The sequence below is a fragment of the Lysinibacillus sp. G01H genome (genome assembly GCF_028872195.1).
GTDB lineage: Bacteria > Bacillota > Bacilli > Bacillales_A > Planococcaceae > Lysinibacillus > Lysinibacillus capsici.
Window position 1 is genome coordinate 2,732,505 of the sequence record NZ_CP118397.1, and the last position, 16,126, is coordinate 2,748,630.

The window sequence follows — 16,126 nt, forward strand, 5'->3', positions numbered from 1 at the left end:
AAATATACATCAGCTTTCTTTAGAAACGGTAAAAGTCCACATAATCTTAGATATTCATTTGCAGTAGATTTTATCCGGAGCGGTGGAGACATAATTTTATAAAGGGATCAATTAGGTCACTCAGATATTAAAACTACTTCCTTATATACGAACATGTCTTCTAAAGATGGTGAAAAGGTACTCAATGAGATGGATAAACGTAGATAAAAGAGTAAAGCCCAAACTACTGACCAATAGTGTTTGGGCTTTATTACTAGTAGCGCTATAAAAAACAACAAGCAAGGTATTAAACCCTTGCTTGTTAGAACGTTTTTCAAAAAATTGATATTATCTCAGGTTACTTATTAATGTTTTTTATATATGAATTAAGATTACCTAGTTTACTAAATTTTTTATCATAGGATATTCTACCATTAAAGTTCTCTAACCAGTAAGTGGCTTTTTCGAAATCTCTATTTTTTACAAAAACCTTAATGATTTTATTGAAATTAGGACTGTAATAGAATTCTTCATTTTCAAGGATTTTCAAACCTTTATGAAAATATTCAGATGCCTTATTGTATTTTTTTAAATCAGAATATAAAAGTCCTATATAAATAAATGCACTCGATTTTTCAGTGTCTGTTAAAGAATAGTTTAACCCTGAAACCAATGTATTAATAGCTTTATTTTTCATAAAAAATAAATCATAAAGATTCGCTTTTCTTACTATGCTATTATATTTTCTGGATGGCTGATTTTTAGATATATTAATTTTAATTACCACCTATTACTTAATTTTACTTAGTAAATATCGCTCTGCACTAAGTAATCCTTTATCAATTGTTTTTCCAAGCCTAGTAGTATCAAACCACGGATCCCATTTCCATAGTTTTCCACTTAAATTCACTGCTGTACTTGCAGCTCCCTTAAGAAAGGATCCAGAAATATATGCGCTAAATCCACCTGTAATAAAAGCTTTAATTGCCTTTTTATTTGGTGCTCTATTCAACATAGTAAACCCCTTTAAGGCCATTTTTCTTGCAACATAAGCGGATACACCACCACCACCAACAAACAATACAAAATTTGTTAATGTATTTACACGTAAATCAGCGAAAATCATTTTAATAAATGATTTTAGTATTGATTTTAAATTTTTTGAAATTGAGAATTCCCCATCTGGATCAACAAACATTACAGGATTATTGTTCGCATACTATAACCATTCAGTGTTAAAGGATTCATTGTATCTCCACGTACAGAATCTAACGATAAGAACACTCCTGTATCTGGGTTATAATAACGTGCCATTAGATAGTAAAGTTTTGAATCTTCATCGTATCGATAACCAGCATAACGGTACGGATTGATAATTGCCAGTGCACCTCTTTGGTTAATAATATTGCCCCATGCATCATATGTGTATTCTGCAACAATTTCACCATTTGTATTTGTTAAGGCTAGTACATCTCCACGATAGTTCGTTAAGTAGTAATATGTTGAACCTTGATAAGTCATTGTTAGAGGATGACCATTATCGTCATAAGTATATGCTTTTGAAATGACCCCTTCTGAGTTTTCTTCAAACAATACTTGATTTGTTATACCGTTATAACGATAATACGTTTCGCCGTTACTGTCTTTACTATATATACGACGTCCATTTTCATCATAACGATATGAGGCAACTGTCGTACCCGTTAGAGACTTAATTTCTGTCAATTGATCAAATGCGTTCCAAGCATATTGGAAAACACCATCATTTGTAACATTTCCATTGTCGCTAACATAATAAGTTTTATCACCAGTAGCCATCATCTGGTTTGAATTATTATAACTATAGTTGGTTGTAGTTATACTACCGTTTTGCAAAGTGGTTTTAGAAATACGGTTTCCAACTGAATCGTACGTATATGAAATGGATAGACCATTACTGTATTGTTCTTTGACTAGCTGGTTTAAAACATCGTACGTGTAAGTGACTGTACCATCATCGTTTGATACTTTGGTAATTTGCTGATTTTTATCATACTCATACTTATTTGTTTGCCAAGTCGTTTCACTATTGGTTTTCAATGTTTCTGATTGTAATTGATTAAAACTATACTCATTTAATATAGCTGCACCATTTCTGAAAATTGTGCTCTCCAATAAGTTGTTTTTATTCCATATGAAGTTAGCAGTGTTTGCCCCATTAAGTGTGGTTTGAGTTGTTTGACCATTCTCATCTGTTACATACTCTATGGTATTTGTACCATATTGAATGCTCTCTAAATCTTTCTCATTTTTATAAGTGTACATTATTGAACGATTCACTGGTGCACTAATGTCTACCCTTTGTAATAGTTCATTTTCAGATTGTATATACGTAACATCTTGATGGGTTGTTAGTTTTTGATTATTCTCATAGCTTGTACTATACCATATTAAAACAACTTCATTGTATAAGAACATGTCTTCTAAAGATGGTGAAAAGGTGTTAAATGAGATGGATAAAAGAAGATAAATAATAAAAGCCCAAACCTCTGAACTATCAGTGGCTGGGGCTTTATGTAAGAATCGCAGAGTAATTTAAATTTACTTGGTATTATGGTGTAATTCAGTTTAGTCGTCCTACTGTTTTAACACTATTTCTCACAATATGTAAAGTAAACTAAATTAGAGCACTACTTGAACTCTATATCTATTAATTTATGTGTATTTTCCCCATATTGAATTGTACATTCATAATTGATTATTAATACTACCAGTCCATTTTTTCGGTTAGTCTGTTTGCAAAATATAGTGCTATCACTGTAAATATAAAGGGAATAACTAAATGGACAAAAGGCACTGAGATTTATTCTCATACCTTTTGTCATTTCTTATGCTTTATATTTATTAGTAATAAACCTTTTATTTTTTTAAATATTTATCCCATAATCTTATCCCTATTAAATATAATTATCACTGCTGTAAGAATAAAGAGGATTCGATATCCTAAAACTATATATTTACTTTCCTTCTTATATTCTTTTGAATTCAAGAAAACTTCTATCACCATAAAAAGAAAATATAAAGTTGCCAGAATATAAAAATTTAGTTTATGCCAACTCAATAATACTAGTAGAATAATACTATACAAAAGCATTCGTAGAAATTGATTTTTCATATTTAGTTCTCCATATATTAATTTAGATACTAATATCCATTAAAATATCCGTTTTTGGGATATTTATCTCTTGCATCTAAAAACTTAAAAATAGCTGTACCAGGGTCAGTATAAAACCCTGCAATGTTAACAGCTGTGGTTAAAGCAGTAACAATATTACTAGAAATTTTCGCAGAAACGCCCTTTCGGATTAATGATTTTTTTACTTTATCTGCAAAAAGAATTCGTTTAGCTTTACTAAATTGTTTCTTTGAATAATTAGATAAAATTTTTGCTATTCCTCCTCCAAAAGATACAGAAACAATAAATATTACAGCATTTATTGTTTTAGATAAAAAAGATTTATTATTCCACCATGCATTTTTCCAATATTCCCCATTTGGATCGATATTCATTACTGGGTTATTGTTTGCATAGCTATAACCATTCAATGTTAAAGGATTCATAATATCTCCACGTACAGAATCTAACGATAAGAACACACCTGTATCTGGATTATAGTAACGTGCCATTAAATAGTATAGTTTTGTACTCTCATCGTAACGATAGCCAGCATAGCGGTATGGGTTGATAGTTGCCATTGTACCAATTTCGCTCATAATATTACCCCATGCATCATATGTGTATTTCGCCACAATGTCACCATTTGAATCCGTTAGGGCTAGTACATCTCCACGATAGTTCGTTAAATAGTAATAAGTTGAACCTTGATATGTCATTGTTAATAGATGCCCATTATCACCGTAAGTGTATGCTTTTGTAAGATTGCCACTTGCATCTTCTTCAAACAGCACTTCATTTGTTAGGCCATTATATCGATAATACGTTTCACCATTACTATCTTTACTGTATACACGACGACCATTTTCATCATAACGATAGGTTGCAACTGTCGTACCAGTAAGGGTCTTTACTTCTGTTAATTGATCAAAGGCATTCCAAACATATTGGAAAACACCATCATTAGTTACATTTCCGTTAGGACTTACAGTATAAGTTTTATCACCAGCAGCTTTCATTTGATTTGCATCATTATAACTATAGTTGGTTGTAGTTGTATTGCCGTTATGCAAAGTCGTTTTAGAAGTCCGATTTCCAACTGAATCGTATGTGTATGAAATGGATAAACCATTACTATATTGTTCTTTGGTTAGTTGGTTTAAAGCATCATATGTGTAAGTTACCGTACCATCACTGTTCGTTACTTTGGTAATTTGCTGGTTTTTATCATACTCATACGCATTTGTACGCCAAGTTGTTGTACTATTTGTTTTCAAAGTTTCTGTTTGTAATTGATCAGCTTTATACTTATTTAAAATAACGGCACCATTTTTATAAGTCGTGCTCTCCAATAAGCCATTTGTGTTCCTTGCGAAGCTCGCTGAAGGTTGTCCATTGAGTGTTACTGCAATTGTTTGACCATTTTCATCTGATTCATACTCAATGGTATTTGTACCATATTGAATGCTTTCTAAATCTTTCTCATTTTTATAAGTGTACATTATTGAACGATTTACAGGTGCATTAATGTCTACCCTTTGTAATAGTTCATTTTCTGAAAGTGTATACGTAACTTTTTGATTGCTAAGTGTATGATTTGTCACTGTCGTAGATAAACCATCTACTTGTGTTGAAAACTGATTAACCCCATTTATTTTCACTATCTGTGTATTGGTATCAGCTGAAGTAGTATAGGCGATTTTTTCACCTGCTGCTTTGATAATTTCACTTAAATCACCATCAGCATTATAATTGTAAGATGTAACTTGTCCCTCTGCATTTGTTTCTTTTTCTATGGCATTTTGTGCATTATAGCTAAGAGACATTTGCTTTTTACCATTAGCATTTGTCACAGATGTTAAATTGCTGTTGGCATCAAACGTATAAGTTGTTATTTTATTTGCAGCATCTTCTACCTCTACTAGTTCATTTTTCAAATTGTATTGATACCTAGTTTTCCCCTTTTTTCCGTCTTCATAAGAGAGGATATTTCCATTAAAATCAGTTACAGTTTTAGTTGTGATACCTAATTCAATATCTTGATAGGTTGTTAGTTTTTGATTATTCTCATAGCTAGTGCTATACGTTTCGATTTTCCCATCTGGATATTTTACTTGTGTCAAATCTCCATGGTCATTATACGTATAGGTTGTTGTTTCTCCTTTAGGTGTTGTGGAGGTTTTTAGATTACCATTCTCATAAGTGTTGGTAGTTGTTTGCTGATTGGCATCTGTCTGAGTTAAAAGATTACTGTACTCATCATACGTATAGGATTCTGTCACACCTTTTGAATCATTAGTGCTTAATAAATTTCCCTTTGTATCATACTCAAATTTCTTAGTATAAGTAGATCCATCTGAATACATAACATTTTGTGAAAGAACATTATAGCTTTTTTCATCTAATGTATAGGTTGTTGTATCACCTGAAGGATCAAACATTTTCGTTACATTAAAATTGTTATTTAAACCATAGCGTGTAACAGTACCTTCTGGGCTTGTAACTGTCACAATATTATTTGTTCGATCTAAAGAGTAATTAGTGATAGAATCTACTTGCCCATCTAATGAAGGTTCTGTTACCGATACTAAATCCAATTCACTATTATATCCATAAAGCATAATCTTCTGATTACTATCAATAATTTTTGTTAACTGTCCATTAGTTGTGTAGTAGAACGAAGTAGGCGTTGATGTTTTGTCATCGTTCTTATCTTTCTTAACCATTACTCGTGTTAAGTAACCATCTGTATAAGTATACTTAATATCCTGATCATTATATTTTGCATTTGTAATAAGCCCATCAGTATAAGTTAACACTAATTTTGTGCCTAGATTAGTATTGATAGAAGTAAGATGATTTGATGTATCGTAATTATAAGTGATTGTATTGTTATTTAAATCTTTTTGCTCTGTTACATATGCTACTTCCACATCTGTATCACTAGTGCTTTCTCTAACTTTAAATGTTGTTATGATACCAGTTTTGCTAGTCAGTTTAAAAGTGTATTTATCCACCATATCTAAACTATCATAATTACCTGCTGGTGCAATATACTTATCTCCATCCCATGAGTAAGCATGGACCGTACCATCTGCATCTTTATATTCGACATTAAAATATTTATCATTATAAAATAATTTCTCTGAACCTGTAAAACTCCAACCATAGCCAAATGGAGATTTTTCAAAATCCTTACTATTATAAGTTCTAGTAAAATCTAAACCAAATCCACCATAGTTGAATAAGCTAAAATCTGTGTATTGAATAACATTATTATTTGTGCCTAAATTTACATAGTTAGATCCATTTGAAATATCATGTGTGGCATAATCCCAATAGTCTTCTAACCCTAAACGGTTGGGTGTTTTATAAGTAACGACAAGTTTCGGTTTATAAGGGAGTGGGTTGGTTGTACTTTCACTACTGATGAATTTTTTGTAAATCATTGTATTTTCTGATGTACTTTTCAATAATAAACCCAGATTTGATTCGGGATTATATAGCCACCCACTCACCATACTCGTAGGAATAGACCATCGTTTAATACCCTCTTCTACATTACTTGGCACTGAAGAGACTCCTGTGACAGTTGAAAGAGCCGTGGTATTAAAATCTCCCCCTGCTGTTGTCCAGCCCCCTGCTGTAGAATAGTTATTCCATGTCGCCGTATTTTCATCCCATGAGCGTTTCATAGCATGCATACTTAAATTAATAGGAGTTGGATCATTAGTTGAAGATAGATAAAGACTTACATCTGCAGACATAATAATGCTTTTTTCTGGAATAGGTGTTACATCAAACTTCAATAAACTTCTTACAATATTCCCATCTGTGGCTGTACCTGTACCTAATTCTGTATCATTTCCCCCAGTTTGAGTTGGAAACTTTTTTCGTATTGTTGTATCAACCATTTTAGAGTTTCCTTGGATACGTACAATTGTTGGATCAATAACAATAGGGTATTGTCTTTTAGAATCCTGTAGCCATGCTGTATCGGGGGTTAAATCAATCCATAGAGTATTGTTTTCCTTTCGTGTTTTTAACGTGATATCATAAGACTTTGCTTCCTCTGGTATAGAATTTGAACCATCAATAGATTGAAAGCCTACAGGTTTATAAGCATCATACATAAACGGCGCTTCTATAACATAAACCATCTCACCCGTTTTGGCGTCCTTCAAATAGATTTGATTATTAATTTGTTCATATGTCAAATTTTCTAGAGATAGCTGATATGAGAAGGTTTGTGGTAACCCTTTTTCGGGCTTCTTGTTAATTATAATATCTTCTTTTACAAAGTCTTCTCCAACAGAATATGTAGTCGAAATATTATCAAAAACATTTTGGTACTCAATTTGGTTATCTGTAGCAACCCCGATAACCTCTTTAGCAGGAATTATTTCACCTTTTTGTTCAATTTCCTTTAATCCAATATTAAGGTTGTAATGGTTATCCGCTACTTGTACGTTGTTCGTTTCCTCTTCAAGTTTTTCATCAAATGTTACAGCAAAGGTATTGGCTTTATTTTCAAATTGTCCTTTGCCATTATTTTTCTTTTTTTGTAGGTCGTTATCAATATCTTTCCAGTTACCTTTACTATCTTTAAAATGAATAGGTGCTTCATATATTTCAGTTGTATAAGTACCATCAGAATTGTTAAACGTTTTAGAAGTTTGCGTACGTTTTCCTACTACTTCGGTTTTCTCATTTCCTTTCATATTTTTTTGGGGATTTTCTTTGGCAGCAACACTTGCAAAATTCCCAAAAGGAATAAAGGCAATGAACATTGCCAAAACAATCAATTGAATGAAAATCTTCCTTAGCAAATTGTTTCCTCCTAATACTTGTGATTTTTGAAACATTATCTATTATAAACAGACAATCACTATTAGGATGGTGCTAAACTAACCGTTTTAGGTAGTACATTATGGGAATTAATATACAAAAAGAACTATTTGTATATACATATAAATGATTAAACCATAAATCCTATACCCCTAAATTTTGATATTATGTATAGTTTGTTTCTAACTAAAAACCCCTTCATTCACACGAAATAGACTGCAAATAAATTGCACTATCGTGTAGATGAATGGGGAGTTCGGTTTTTTAAATTAACCAGGTTTTTGTTCAAAATAAATACCTTAATTCTGATGCTTGTCTAAATATTCCTCTATCATCCTTTGTGCGAGCCTACTATCGGTTATGTTCTGGGTTTTCGCTAACTCGGATAGTTGTTGATGATATTCTTTTTCTAACACAAGTACAACACGTTTGTCATAGCTAATTACATGTAAGACATATCATTATTCGTTAAACAATATTTCAATTCGTCTCTGAACACCTGGGCTTCAATTTTTGATAATTAACTTTGAAATTGAATCTTTAAAAGTTTTGAGCACCTTATCACATATGTGTTTTTAGGCATATTAAAATAGTATCATGATGTTTCTTAGGTAAAGGCATAAAATAGCAAAGAACCCCATTAAAAATAAGTAGTAGCAAGCATAAAAATTTGAGGCTTGTCGACTATAGAGACTGCTAGCAAGTGAACTCCCCTCTACAATTCTTATGATAAAATATGACATAATCATTAAGACTTGGATATTATTTTTTATGAAGTGGTGTCATAATTGATGCCTTGATTAAAGCAGACAAAATTATGTAAAAGGATTTATTAGAAATGGCTATCTTTAAACCAGTGACAATGATAGAGAAATGATTAAAGAAACAGTTCGAATTTATGAAGTTTGGGTAAAAGTACAAGCATGAAATTGTTTTTTTACAATTTCATGCTTGTACTTAAATCTTTGTATTAATATAAAGTGGACATATCTTCCCAGCTATTTCATTCCGTACATGGAAATAATTATCTTCTCTGTGCTCAATGATTTTTGATTTGGTCCAATAGTTCCACCTTGGTAGTACTAAACTAGCTGTTTATTCAATACTTCAAATAAGTCGTGTAATTTGTTAATTTCATAATGTGGCTTAATTTCACTTGTGTTTTCGATATTACGGATATTAAACCAGCATGTGTCGATACCTGATAGTAAACCGCCTTTAATATCGGATGTCAACGAGTCCCCAATAATCAGCGTTTTATCTTTATCAAAATCATCGATCCGTTCAAAAACATAATCGAAAAATGCTGGCATAGGCTTTTGATAGCCTGTTTGCTCCGAAATAAAAATGTCTTTAAAATGTGGCGCTAGCTTAGCATCCACAAGACGTTTATTTTGTGTAGCCGTGACACCATTTGACACCACATATAAATGATAATGGTCTGCAAGCTGTGCAATTACCTCATAGGCACCTTCTACATAATGGTGGGCCTCACACAAATATTTTTGGAACAGTGCTTCAAAGTAAGCTCCATCGACTTCTATGCCAAATTCCTTAAAGGCAACAGCAAATCGCGTATTATGTAATGTATTTTTTGTTAATTCCCCACGCTCAAAAGCACGCCACATGGACTCATTAATTTCTTTATATCGCGCAATCATCTCTGGAGTAACTGCTATGTTTTCCTCTTTAAACATGCGGTCAAGTGCTGCATTTTCAGCTAAATCAAAATCTAGTAATGTATCATCTACGTCAAATAATAATATCTCATATTTCGTCATGTTCATTCCCACTTTCTTCGATGCATTGTGACTATTTACTCTATATCATGATAACGTTTTTTATGAAAAATAACAGTAAAATGTCCTATGACAGAATATTAGAACATATAGGCGCTTTATACACATGCTTATCCGTCCATTGAAACTAGGGAACTTTTTCTATATTGGCAAAAAATGTTCGTCTAGCCCTAAAATAGCCCGTTCTGTAATTTCATATTTGAAATTATCGGTGAATATGAGACAATAGATTGCTAGAAAGGAAGATGTACGAAAGATGACGACCTTACAAAAAATAACACCTGTCTTTGATCCTTGGGAAGCTTATTTAGATGTGGAACAGCATGGACAAATGACACTATCAAATATTGAATTTACAACAACAACACTTTGTAATATGCGCTGTGCCCACTGTGCGGTAGGTTATACATTACAAAATAAAGATCCAGAGGCATTACCAATCGAATTAATTTTAAAGCGCCTAGAAGAAATTCCACATCTTAAAACGATTTCGATTACTGGTGGAGAACCGATGATGTCTAAGAAGTCCGTTCAAAACTATGTATTGCCTTTATTGAAGTATGCACATGAACGAGGCGTGCGCACACAAATCAATTCCAACTTAACATTAGAACCTGAACGTTATTTACTGATTGCACCGTATTTAGATGTCCTACATATCTCACATAACTGGGGTACGATCGATGAATTCGTTGAAACAGGCTTTGCTATGATGGAACGCAAACCAACATACGACCAACGTGCAGCCTTATTCCAACGCATGATTGATAACTCAAAAATGCTAGCTGAACACGGCGTTATGGTATCTGCGGAAACTATGTTAAACAAAAAAACTTTACCATACTTAGAACATATCCATAACCAAATCATCCATGAGATGAAATGTGCACGCCATGAGGTGCACCCAATGTACCCATCCGACTTTGCAAGTGCACTCACTTCTTTATCACTAGAGGAAACACGTGAGGCCATTCATCACCTGTTAGATATTCGTGATGACAATACATGGATGTTGTTTGGTACACTCCCATTCTACCCATGTAGCCTGAATGAAGAGGATCAAAAGCTGTTACAACGTCTCCGCACAGCGAAGAATGTCACAATGCGTAATGACCCAGACGGTCGTTCACGATTGAATATCAATATCTTTACAGGTGATGTGATCGTTACCGACTTTGGTGATACACCAGCCCTCGGCAATATTGTACATGACGAACTACCATTGATTTTTGATAAATGGATGGCAACCGACTTGGCAAAATCGCTTAACTGCCATTGTCCCGCAGTCAAATGCTTAGGCCCAAATGTCCTTGTAAAAAATATGTATTATCAAAACACCGCTTTTGTGAGTGGCTCTGCTCGTGTATAAGTTCATCGATAAAGAGAGCAACTCCATGTTGAACAAAGACTGATCAACATGGAGTTGCTTTTACATATGGCGTTATAAATTGTAAGTTGGCCTTATCTGTTCTTTAATGCATCGTATATAATTGTTCGATCGTAAGTGAAGAATCCACCTCTTGATTTTTCTTGTCTTCGGAAATGATTTTCCCTTCATAAATCAATCCACCTGTACGTAAATCAACGATAGACAACCACTGTCCATCAGAAACACGATATATTAAATAAAATTTCCCCTCTGCTATACGTAAATATGGAGCATCTTTCTCATTCGCAATGCTTGAATATTGAAGGGTTAAGGGCTCTTCCCACTTTTTCTTTTCAATATGATAACGATTCAGCGTTAAACCATTGGCTGAATAAACAGGAATGTATATCGTTTCTTTATGAATCAGCATTGACTTCCGATAGGGTTTTAATTCTTCTGGCATAGTCCATTCCTCTGCTTCATTCTTGGCATTATTATAGAGATATATTTGACTAGAGATAACTTCTAGCTCAGTATCTTCTTTTCGATCACTGTATTTTTCTACCATATATAAATAATAATTTTCGTTTTGAGTAGTAGTATTGTATTCATTAAAAATACGGATACTGGAAGTGCCTCTTTCTTCTGACACTAATTCTGCAAGGATGGCGTCCTTTACTAATTCCTTCTTGTTCTCATCAATCGAATAGACATGCAACTCTTCCCTAGCTTTTATAAGATAGTTGGCTGATAAATAGTTTGTTGTTAAAATATTTATCTTTCCATCTCCTACGTAGACGTCATTCACATTAATCCAATCATAGCTAGCTTTGACTGGTATATCGATTTTAAAGGAAGAACTGTCATTTGTATTTTTATCAAGTGTATCAATTTGAAGCGTTACGACATTGCTAGCTTCTTTTCCGCCATCATCTAAAAACGTTGTGTAAATCAAACGTGATTTGTCTTCAAAATATTTTCTTGGATCAAATTCTTTCCCACGCATAAAATTACGGTGTTCCTCAATATATTTTCGAAGGTTCATAGGTTCATTCGGTGCCATCAAATCTCTAAAAAAAGACTGATTATTGGGATTCGTGGAACCATCCTTTGATATGTACAACATATGATAAAGATCATTACTCTGATAACTTGTTTGAAGAATAAGATTTTCGATTTCTTCCTTATTTCCGCTGATCGTTTCAATTTTATAGGATCTGTCATTTTTCGATGCCATTGCTGTTTTTTGGATATAGTAAGAACTGATAAACACCACGATGAAGAAACTAATACTGATTGTTTTCCAATATTTTTTCATTGTTATACCTCCTCTAGACCCTGATTTTATATTTTAATAAATGATTCGCAATCCAAATGGCACTGCCTAAAACGATCATGCTCGTTACCAGTACCATTAAGAAAATTTCAAGTGGGTAAAAGTAATTTGTATAAACATTAACTAATAGGATTGGAGCAAAAAATACCCCAAGTGACAGTAAGCCATAAAAAATAGCGTAAAAAATCCCTTTTAAACCATAACTTCGCTCAATTAAAATCGCGGTAAATATTACTGCCACGAAAAGTAACCCAAGTGCATAAACCAGGATAAACTCTGTAAAGCTAGTCGGATACAGCCACCTCCACATATTTAAAGTAGAACTAGTATAAATTGAGAAATTTGATTGGAGGTCTATTGGTATAATCTTATTCACTATTTGTTTTTCCATCAAAATTAGCAAGATTTGCAAAGCAATCAAGCCAAGAACTAAAAGCATAATCGTCGTTAATTTCGCAAAATAAATGGCGATTCTTTCAGTTGGTAACATGAATAATCTGTAAATAAATGTATTTTTACCAAACCAATCTCGATACCAAATAAAGAAAACATAAATCATCAGCATGGCGATACAAAAAAAGATTGGCAGCAGAAACCATTCTGAATCAGTGAATCGATCGAAAGAAAAAGTCCCGTATTGCTCCACATACTGGTTCCTGGATAACTGGTTTTCTGCCATCAACTGTTTAGCATTTTTCATATAGGTTTGTGAGATAATTCCCGCTCCTATAAGCTGGCTGAGCATGGTCAAGCCTATTAAAATCAAATACAATTTAAAAAATCGATTTACTTCAAAATTAACAAGTTTTAAATAGTTTTTCATGCTCGATATACCTCCCTCATCACATCAACCACTGATTTCCCTTCATTTTCACGTACTTCCTCCACGCTAAATTCTCTCAATACTGCACCGTCATCAATAAGGACTGCTTTATCAATCAAATGCTCAATATCACTAATTTCATGCGTTGTTATAATGACACCACGTTCTTCAATTAAATGGCTTGTAAACACCTCTGCAATCTGCTCACGAGAGAAAATATCAATGCCAGAGAATGGTTCATCCATCAGTAAATAATCGACATCAAGTGACAAACCCAGTAGCATATTCACTTTTGCTGTATTTCCTTTCGATAAGTTAGCAATTCGTTCATTCGGATCAAGTTTAAAAAATTGTCGTAATTCTTCTGCTCTCTGAGGATTCCAGCTTTTATAAAAATCAGCCATGAACGCACAAGCTTCACTGATTTTCATTTGTGGCAACATCGTTATTGTGTCTGGGATGAAGGTTATTTTTTCAAAGCTTTCTTTTGTGATTTTTTCTCCATCAATTAAAATTTCACCACTATTAATTGGTGTGAGCGCCATAATAGCTTTCATGATTGTCGTCTTACCTACACCATTTATTCCTATTAAACAAGTAATCTCCCCTTTTTCTGCAGTAAAAGAAAAGTCTTTTAAAACCTGTTTCCTGCCGTATTTCTTGTTAACATTATTTACTTCAATCATTTCGATTCCTCCGCTTCTCCGCTTTCGGCATCATGTTTTTTCTTTACGAGTTCCAACACTTCTGCTAACGGCACATCGATAGATTTAATAGAGCCCAAAAATAAGTCAACCGCTTCGATAATCAATTCCTCACGGACATTTTTAAGGACCGCTTCATCTTTTGTAATGCAGCTAGGCATATTCCCCTCTGTAAAAATCAATCCTTGTTCCTCCATTTCCTTATAAGCTCGTTGCGCAGTATTTGGGTTAATCTTTAACTGATTGGCTAATTCCCTTCTGGATGGGATCTCCTGACCGGGCTCATAAAACCCCTTGGCAATTTGTTCTTTCAAATGCCGAATAACTTGGACATACACCGGGTCCCGATTATTAAAATTTATAGTCAAATAACTCAACTCCTCAAAAAATTAATTTCGCGTATTAACCACTTAATACACAGTATGCATAATGATGGGTTGCCCCTATCAATAAACATGGACATATTTTTTTCTCGCTAACACCTCTGCGTATTAAGTACTTAATACACTGTCATTAAAAAAATGTATTAAACAGTTAATACACTTCTTGCAATGTATTATATGCTTAATACACATTTTAAGTCAACCATATTTATGGAAATAACTATCAATAATTAAAATCACAACCAGTTGGACAAGTAGCATGTACAATCTGGGATGCAAATATGCTTTTCTTCAAACAGACGAGTGTTTTTATCTTCTCAATAATCATGCTAATTGTTAACTGGTTAGGAATGTATGTTTTCTTTAGCACAAAAAAATAAATTTTATGCTCACAAGAGGTATAAGAAATTATAGTTGAGCTATACTATTAAAGATTTCACTTCAAATCCAATGACTAGGAGGGTTAACCCGATGAGTGCGATTGATCGATAACTCAGAAGGACCATCAAAACTGAATAAGCTAAAGTACAGATTTCTTAGGAATATCTTAAGATCCTATGCGGAAGCGAGGCAGTGTGTCATGGAGCAGAAAATGTAAGTGGTAATCAGACCCGGAAATAAATTTCCGGGTTTTTCTAATTGTAAAGCCGCTATTTTAATTCAGCTAAATACATAAAAGCCATATTCAGATGAATATGGCTTTCCCCTTATCTAATTAATTCCTTTGCCAGGAATCTATAGGTATTTAAACGACTTTCTAATTCATATTGATTGCAATTTAGCATTACTTCATCAAAGCCATAGCGTTCTTGCTCAGCACTTAAAAAAGAAGCAATGTCTTGGGGTGTCCCGACAAGATTCGCCTTGCGATTATTGTCAATCGTCAATTTATCCATTTCAGTTAATGGATAATCCTTCGCTTCTTCGGGTGACATTGTTTGAATGATTTGCCCTTTCATTAATTGAAGACGAGAAATATCAATCGGTTTAGCTAAATATTCCGCTTCTTCTAAGGTGTGGGCAACTGTTGCTGCATATGTCACAATGATTTGTGGTTTATCCATATAATAAGAAGGCGTAAAATAGGCTTTATAGGCATCAAAGATATCCTTTGACATATTGCCCGTGAAAAATTGTGCATACGAATAGCCTACTCCCAGCTGGCCAGCCTGCATGGCACTCTGACCACTAGAACCTAGTAACCAAGCCTCTGGTAATGAAATATGAGCAGGAGCTGCAACGACTTGATCATAGACATGTTCACCTGTTTTTTGATTATTCATTAGTTTTAATATGATTTCTAGCTTATCGTACTGTTCCGTGAAGCGTTGTCGTCTTCCCTCTGCCAATGCATAGATAGCGGCATGATCACCACCAGGAGCTCTCCCCACACCAAAATCAATACGATTGGGTGCCAGCCCCGATAATGTTTTAAAGACCTCAGCTAGCTTATAGGGTGAATAATGCATCATCATGACGCCACCCGTACCAATGCGAAGCCGCTGTGTTTTAGCAGCTAAAAAAGCAGCAGTTACTTCAGGAGCTGAACTCGCCAATGACTGACTATTATGATGTTCAGCAAGCCACATACGGTGATAGCCAAGCTCTTCACCTAGCAATGCCAGCTGTTCTGTACGTTGGAAGGCCTCTTCTGCAGAATGACCTTTTGGAATCGGCATTTGATCTAAAATACTTAATCTCATGTAAAACATCCTCTCTGTCTCTAGCTCC

At 33.8% G+C, this 16,126-nt stretch carries 11 protein-coding genes; 1 reads left to right on the forward strand and 10 read right to left on the reverse strand.

The window, feature by feature from the left end:
• Positions 1 to 337: 337 nt before the first annotated feature.
• The 5 genes from PSR12_RS13995 to PSR12_RS14015 form a co-directional block, all read right to left on the reverse strand.
• Positions 338 to 676, reverse strand: a complete 339-nt coding sequence (locus PSR12_RS13995) for a hypothetical protein (protein ID WP_258860462.1) — start codon at positions 674 to 676, stop codon at positions 338 to 340.
• Between the two features lie 93 nt (positions 677 to 769).
• On the reverse strand, positions 770 to 1,177 hold the full coding sequence (locus tag PSR12_RS14000) for a hypothetical protein (protein ID WP_274769405.1): 408 nt from the start codon (positions 1,175 to 1,177) through the stop codon (positions 770 to 772).
• The gene (locus PSR12_RS14005; RefSeq protein WP_274769407.1) at positions 1,177 to 2,436 is read right to left on the reverse strand and encodes an RHS repeat domain-containing protein; all 1,260 of its coding nucleotides are present in this window, start codon (positions 2,434 to 2,436) and stop codon (positions 1,177 to 1,179) included. The genes PSR12_RS14000 and PSR12_RS14005 overlap by 1 nt, the downstream gene beginning before the upstream one ends.
• Before the next feature lie 726 nt (positions 2,437 to 3,162).
• Positions 3,163 to 7,962 carry a DNRLRE domain-containing protein gene (locus PSR12_RS14010; RefSeq protein WP_274769408.1) on the reverse strand — a complete coding sequence of 1,600 codons (4,800 nt, stop codon included), beginning with the start codon at positions 7,960 to 7,962 and terminating at the stop codon, positions 3,163 to 3,165.
• 1,101 nt (positions 7,963 to 9,063) lie between these two features.
• Positions 9,064 to 9,762, reverse strand: coding sequence for a YjjG family noncanonical pyrimidine nucleotidase (locus PSR12_RS14015; protein WP_274769410.1), 699 nt, complete (start codon positions 9,760 to 9,762; stop codon positions 9,064 to 9,066).
• A gap of 274 nt (positions 9,763 to 10,036) precedes the next feature.
• Between PSR12_RS14015 and yfkAB the strand changes: the two genes are divergently transcribed.
• The gene (gene yfkAB / locus PSR12_RS14020) at positions 10,037 to 11,149 is read left to right on the forward strand and encodes a radical SAM/CxCxxxxC motif protein YfkAB (protein ID WP_274769412.1); all 1,113 of its coding nucleotides are present in this window, start codon (positions 10,037 to 10,039) and stop codon (positions 11,147 to 11,149) included.
• A 103-nt stretch (positions 11,150 to 11,252) separates the two neighbouring features.
• Here the strand turns inward: yfkAB and PSR12_RS14025 are convergent, their stop codons facing one another.
• The 5 genes from PSR12_RS14025 to PSR12_RS14045 all read right to left on the reverse strand — a co-directional run bounded on the left by PSR12_RS14025 (position 11,253) and on the right by PSR12_RS14045 (position 16,098).
• On the reverse strand, positions 11,253 to 12,467 hold the full coding sequence (locus PSR12_RS14025; RefSeq protein WP_274769414.1) for a hypothetical protein: 1,215 nt from the start codon (positions 12,465 to 12,467) through the stop codon (positions 11,253 to 11,255).
• A gap of 13 nt (positions 12,468 to 12,480) precedes the next feature.
• A complete protein-coding gene (locus tag PSR12_RS14030) occupies positions 12,481 to 13,308 on the reverse strand; it encodes a hypothetical protein (RefSeq protein ID WP_221680278.1) in 828 nt (275 codons plus the stop codon).
• Entirely contained in the window at positions 13,305 to 13,994 is a 690-nt protein-coding gene (locus tag PSR12_RS14035; protein WP_221680277.1) for an ABC transporter ATP-binding protein, read from the reverse strand. Before PSR12_RS14035 ends, PSR12_RS14030 begins: the two co-directional genes overlap by 4 nt.
• Positions 13,991 to 14,380, reverse strand: a complete 390-nt coding sequence (locus tag PSR12_RS14040) for a GntR family transcriptional regulator (protein WP_004230719.1) — start codon at positions 14,378 to 14,380, stop codon at positions 13,991 to 13,993. Before PSR12_RS14040 ends, PSR12_RS14035 begins: the two co-directional genes overlap by 4 nt.
• 722 nt (positions 14,381 to 15,102) lie before the next feature.
• Positions 15,103 to 16,098, reverse strand: coding sequence for an LLM class flavin-dependent oxidoreductase (locus PSR12_RS14045; protein WP_274769416.1), 996 nt, complete (start codon positions 16,096 to 16,098; stop codon positions 15,103 to 15,105).
• Positions 16,099 to 16,126 lie beyond the last annotated feature (28 nt).

What these genes read in the sequence shown, in the direction of transcription:
- PSR12_RS13995 (WP_258860462.1), bottom strand. Translation starts at nt 676, where the DNA reads ATGAAAAATAAAGCTATTAATACATTGGTTTCAGGGTTAAACTATTCT.
- PSR12_RS14000 (WP_274769405.1), bottom strand. Translation starts at nt 1,177, where the DNA reads ATGTTTGTTGATCCAGATGGGGAATTCTCAATTTCAAAAAATTTAAAA.
- PSR12_RS14005 (WP_274769407.1), bottom strand. Translation starts at nt 2,436, where the DNA reads ATGTTCTTATACAATGAAGTTGTTTTAATATGGTATAGTACAAGCTAT.
- PSR12_RS14015 (WP_274769410.1), bottom strand. Translation starts at nt 9,762, where the DNA reads ATGACGAAATATGAGATATTATTATTTGACGTAGATGATACATTACTA.
- yfkAB (WP_274769412.1), top strand. Translation starts at nt 10,037, where the DNA reads ATGACGACCTTACAAAAAATAACACCTGTCTTTGATCCTTGGGAAGCT.
- PSR12_RS14025 (WP_274769414.1), bottom strand. Translation starts at nt 12,467, where the DNA reads ATGAAAAAATATTGGAAAACAATCAGTATTAGTTTCTTCATCGTGGTG.
- PSR12_RS14030 (WP_221680278.1), bottom strand. Translation starts at nt 13,308, where the DNA reads ATGAAAAACTATTTAAAACTTGTTAATTTTGAAGTAAATCGATTTTTT.
- PSR12_RS14035 (WP_221680277.1), bottom strand. Translation starts at nt 13,994, where the DNA reads ATGATTGAAGTAAATAATGTTAACAAGAAATACGGCAGGAAACAGGTT.
- PSR12_RS14045 (WP_274769416.1), bottom strand. Translation starts at nt 16,098, where the DNA reads ATGAGATTAAGTATTTTAGATCAAATGCCGATTCCAAAAGGTCATTCT.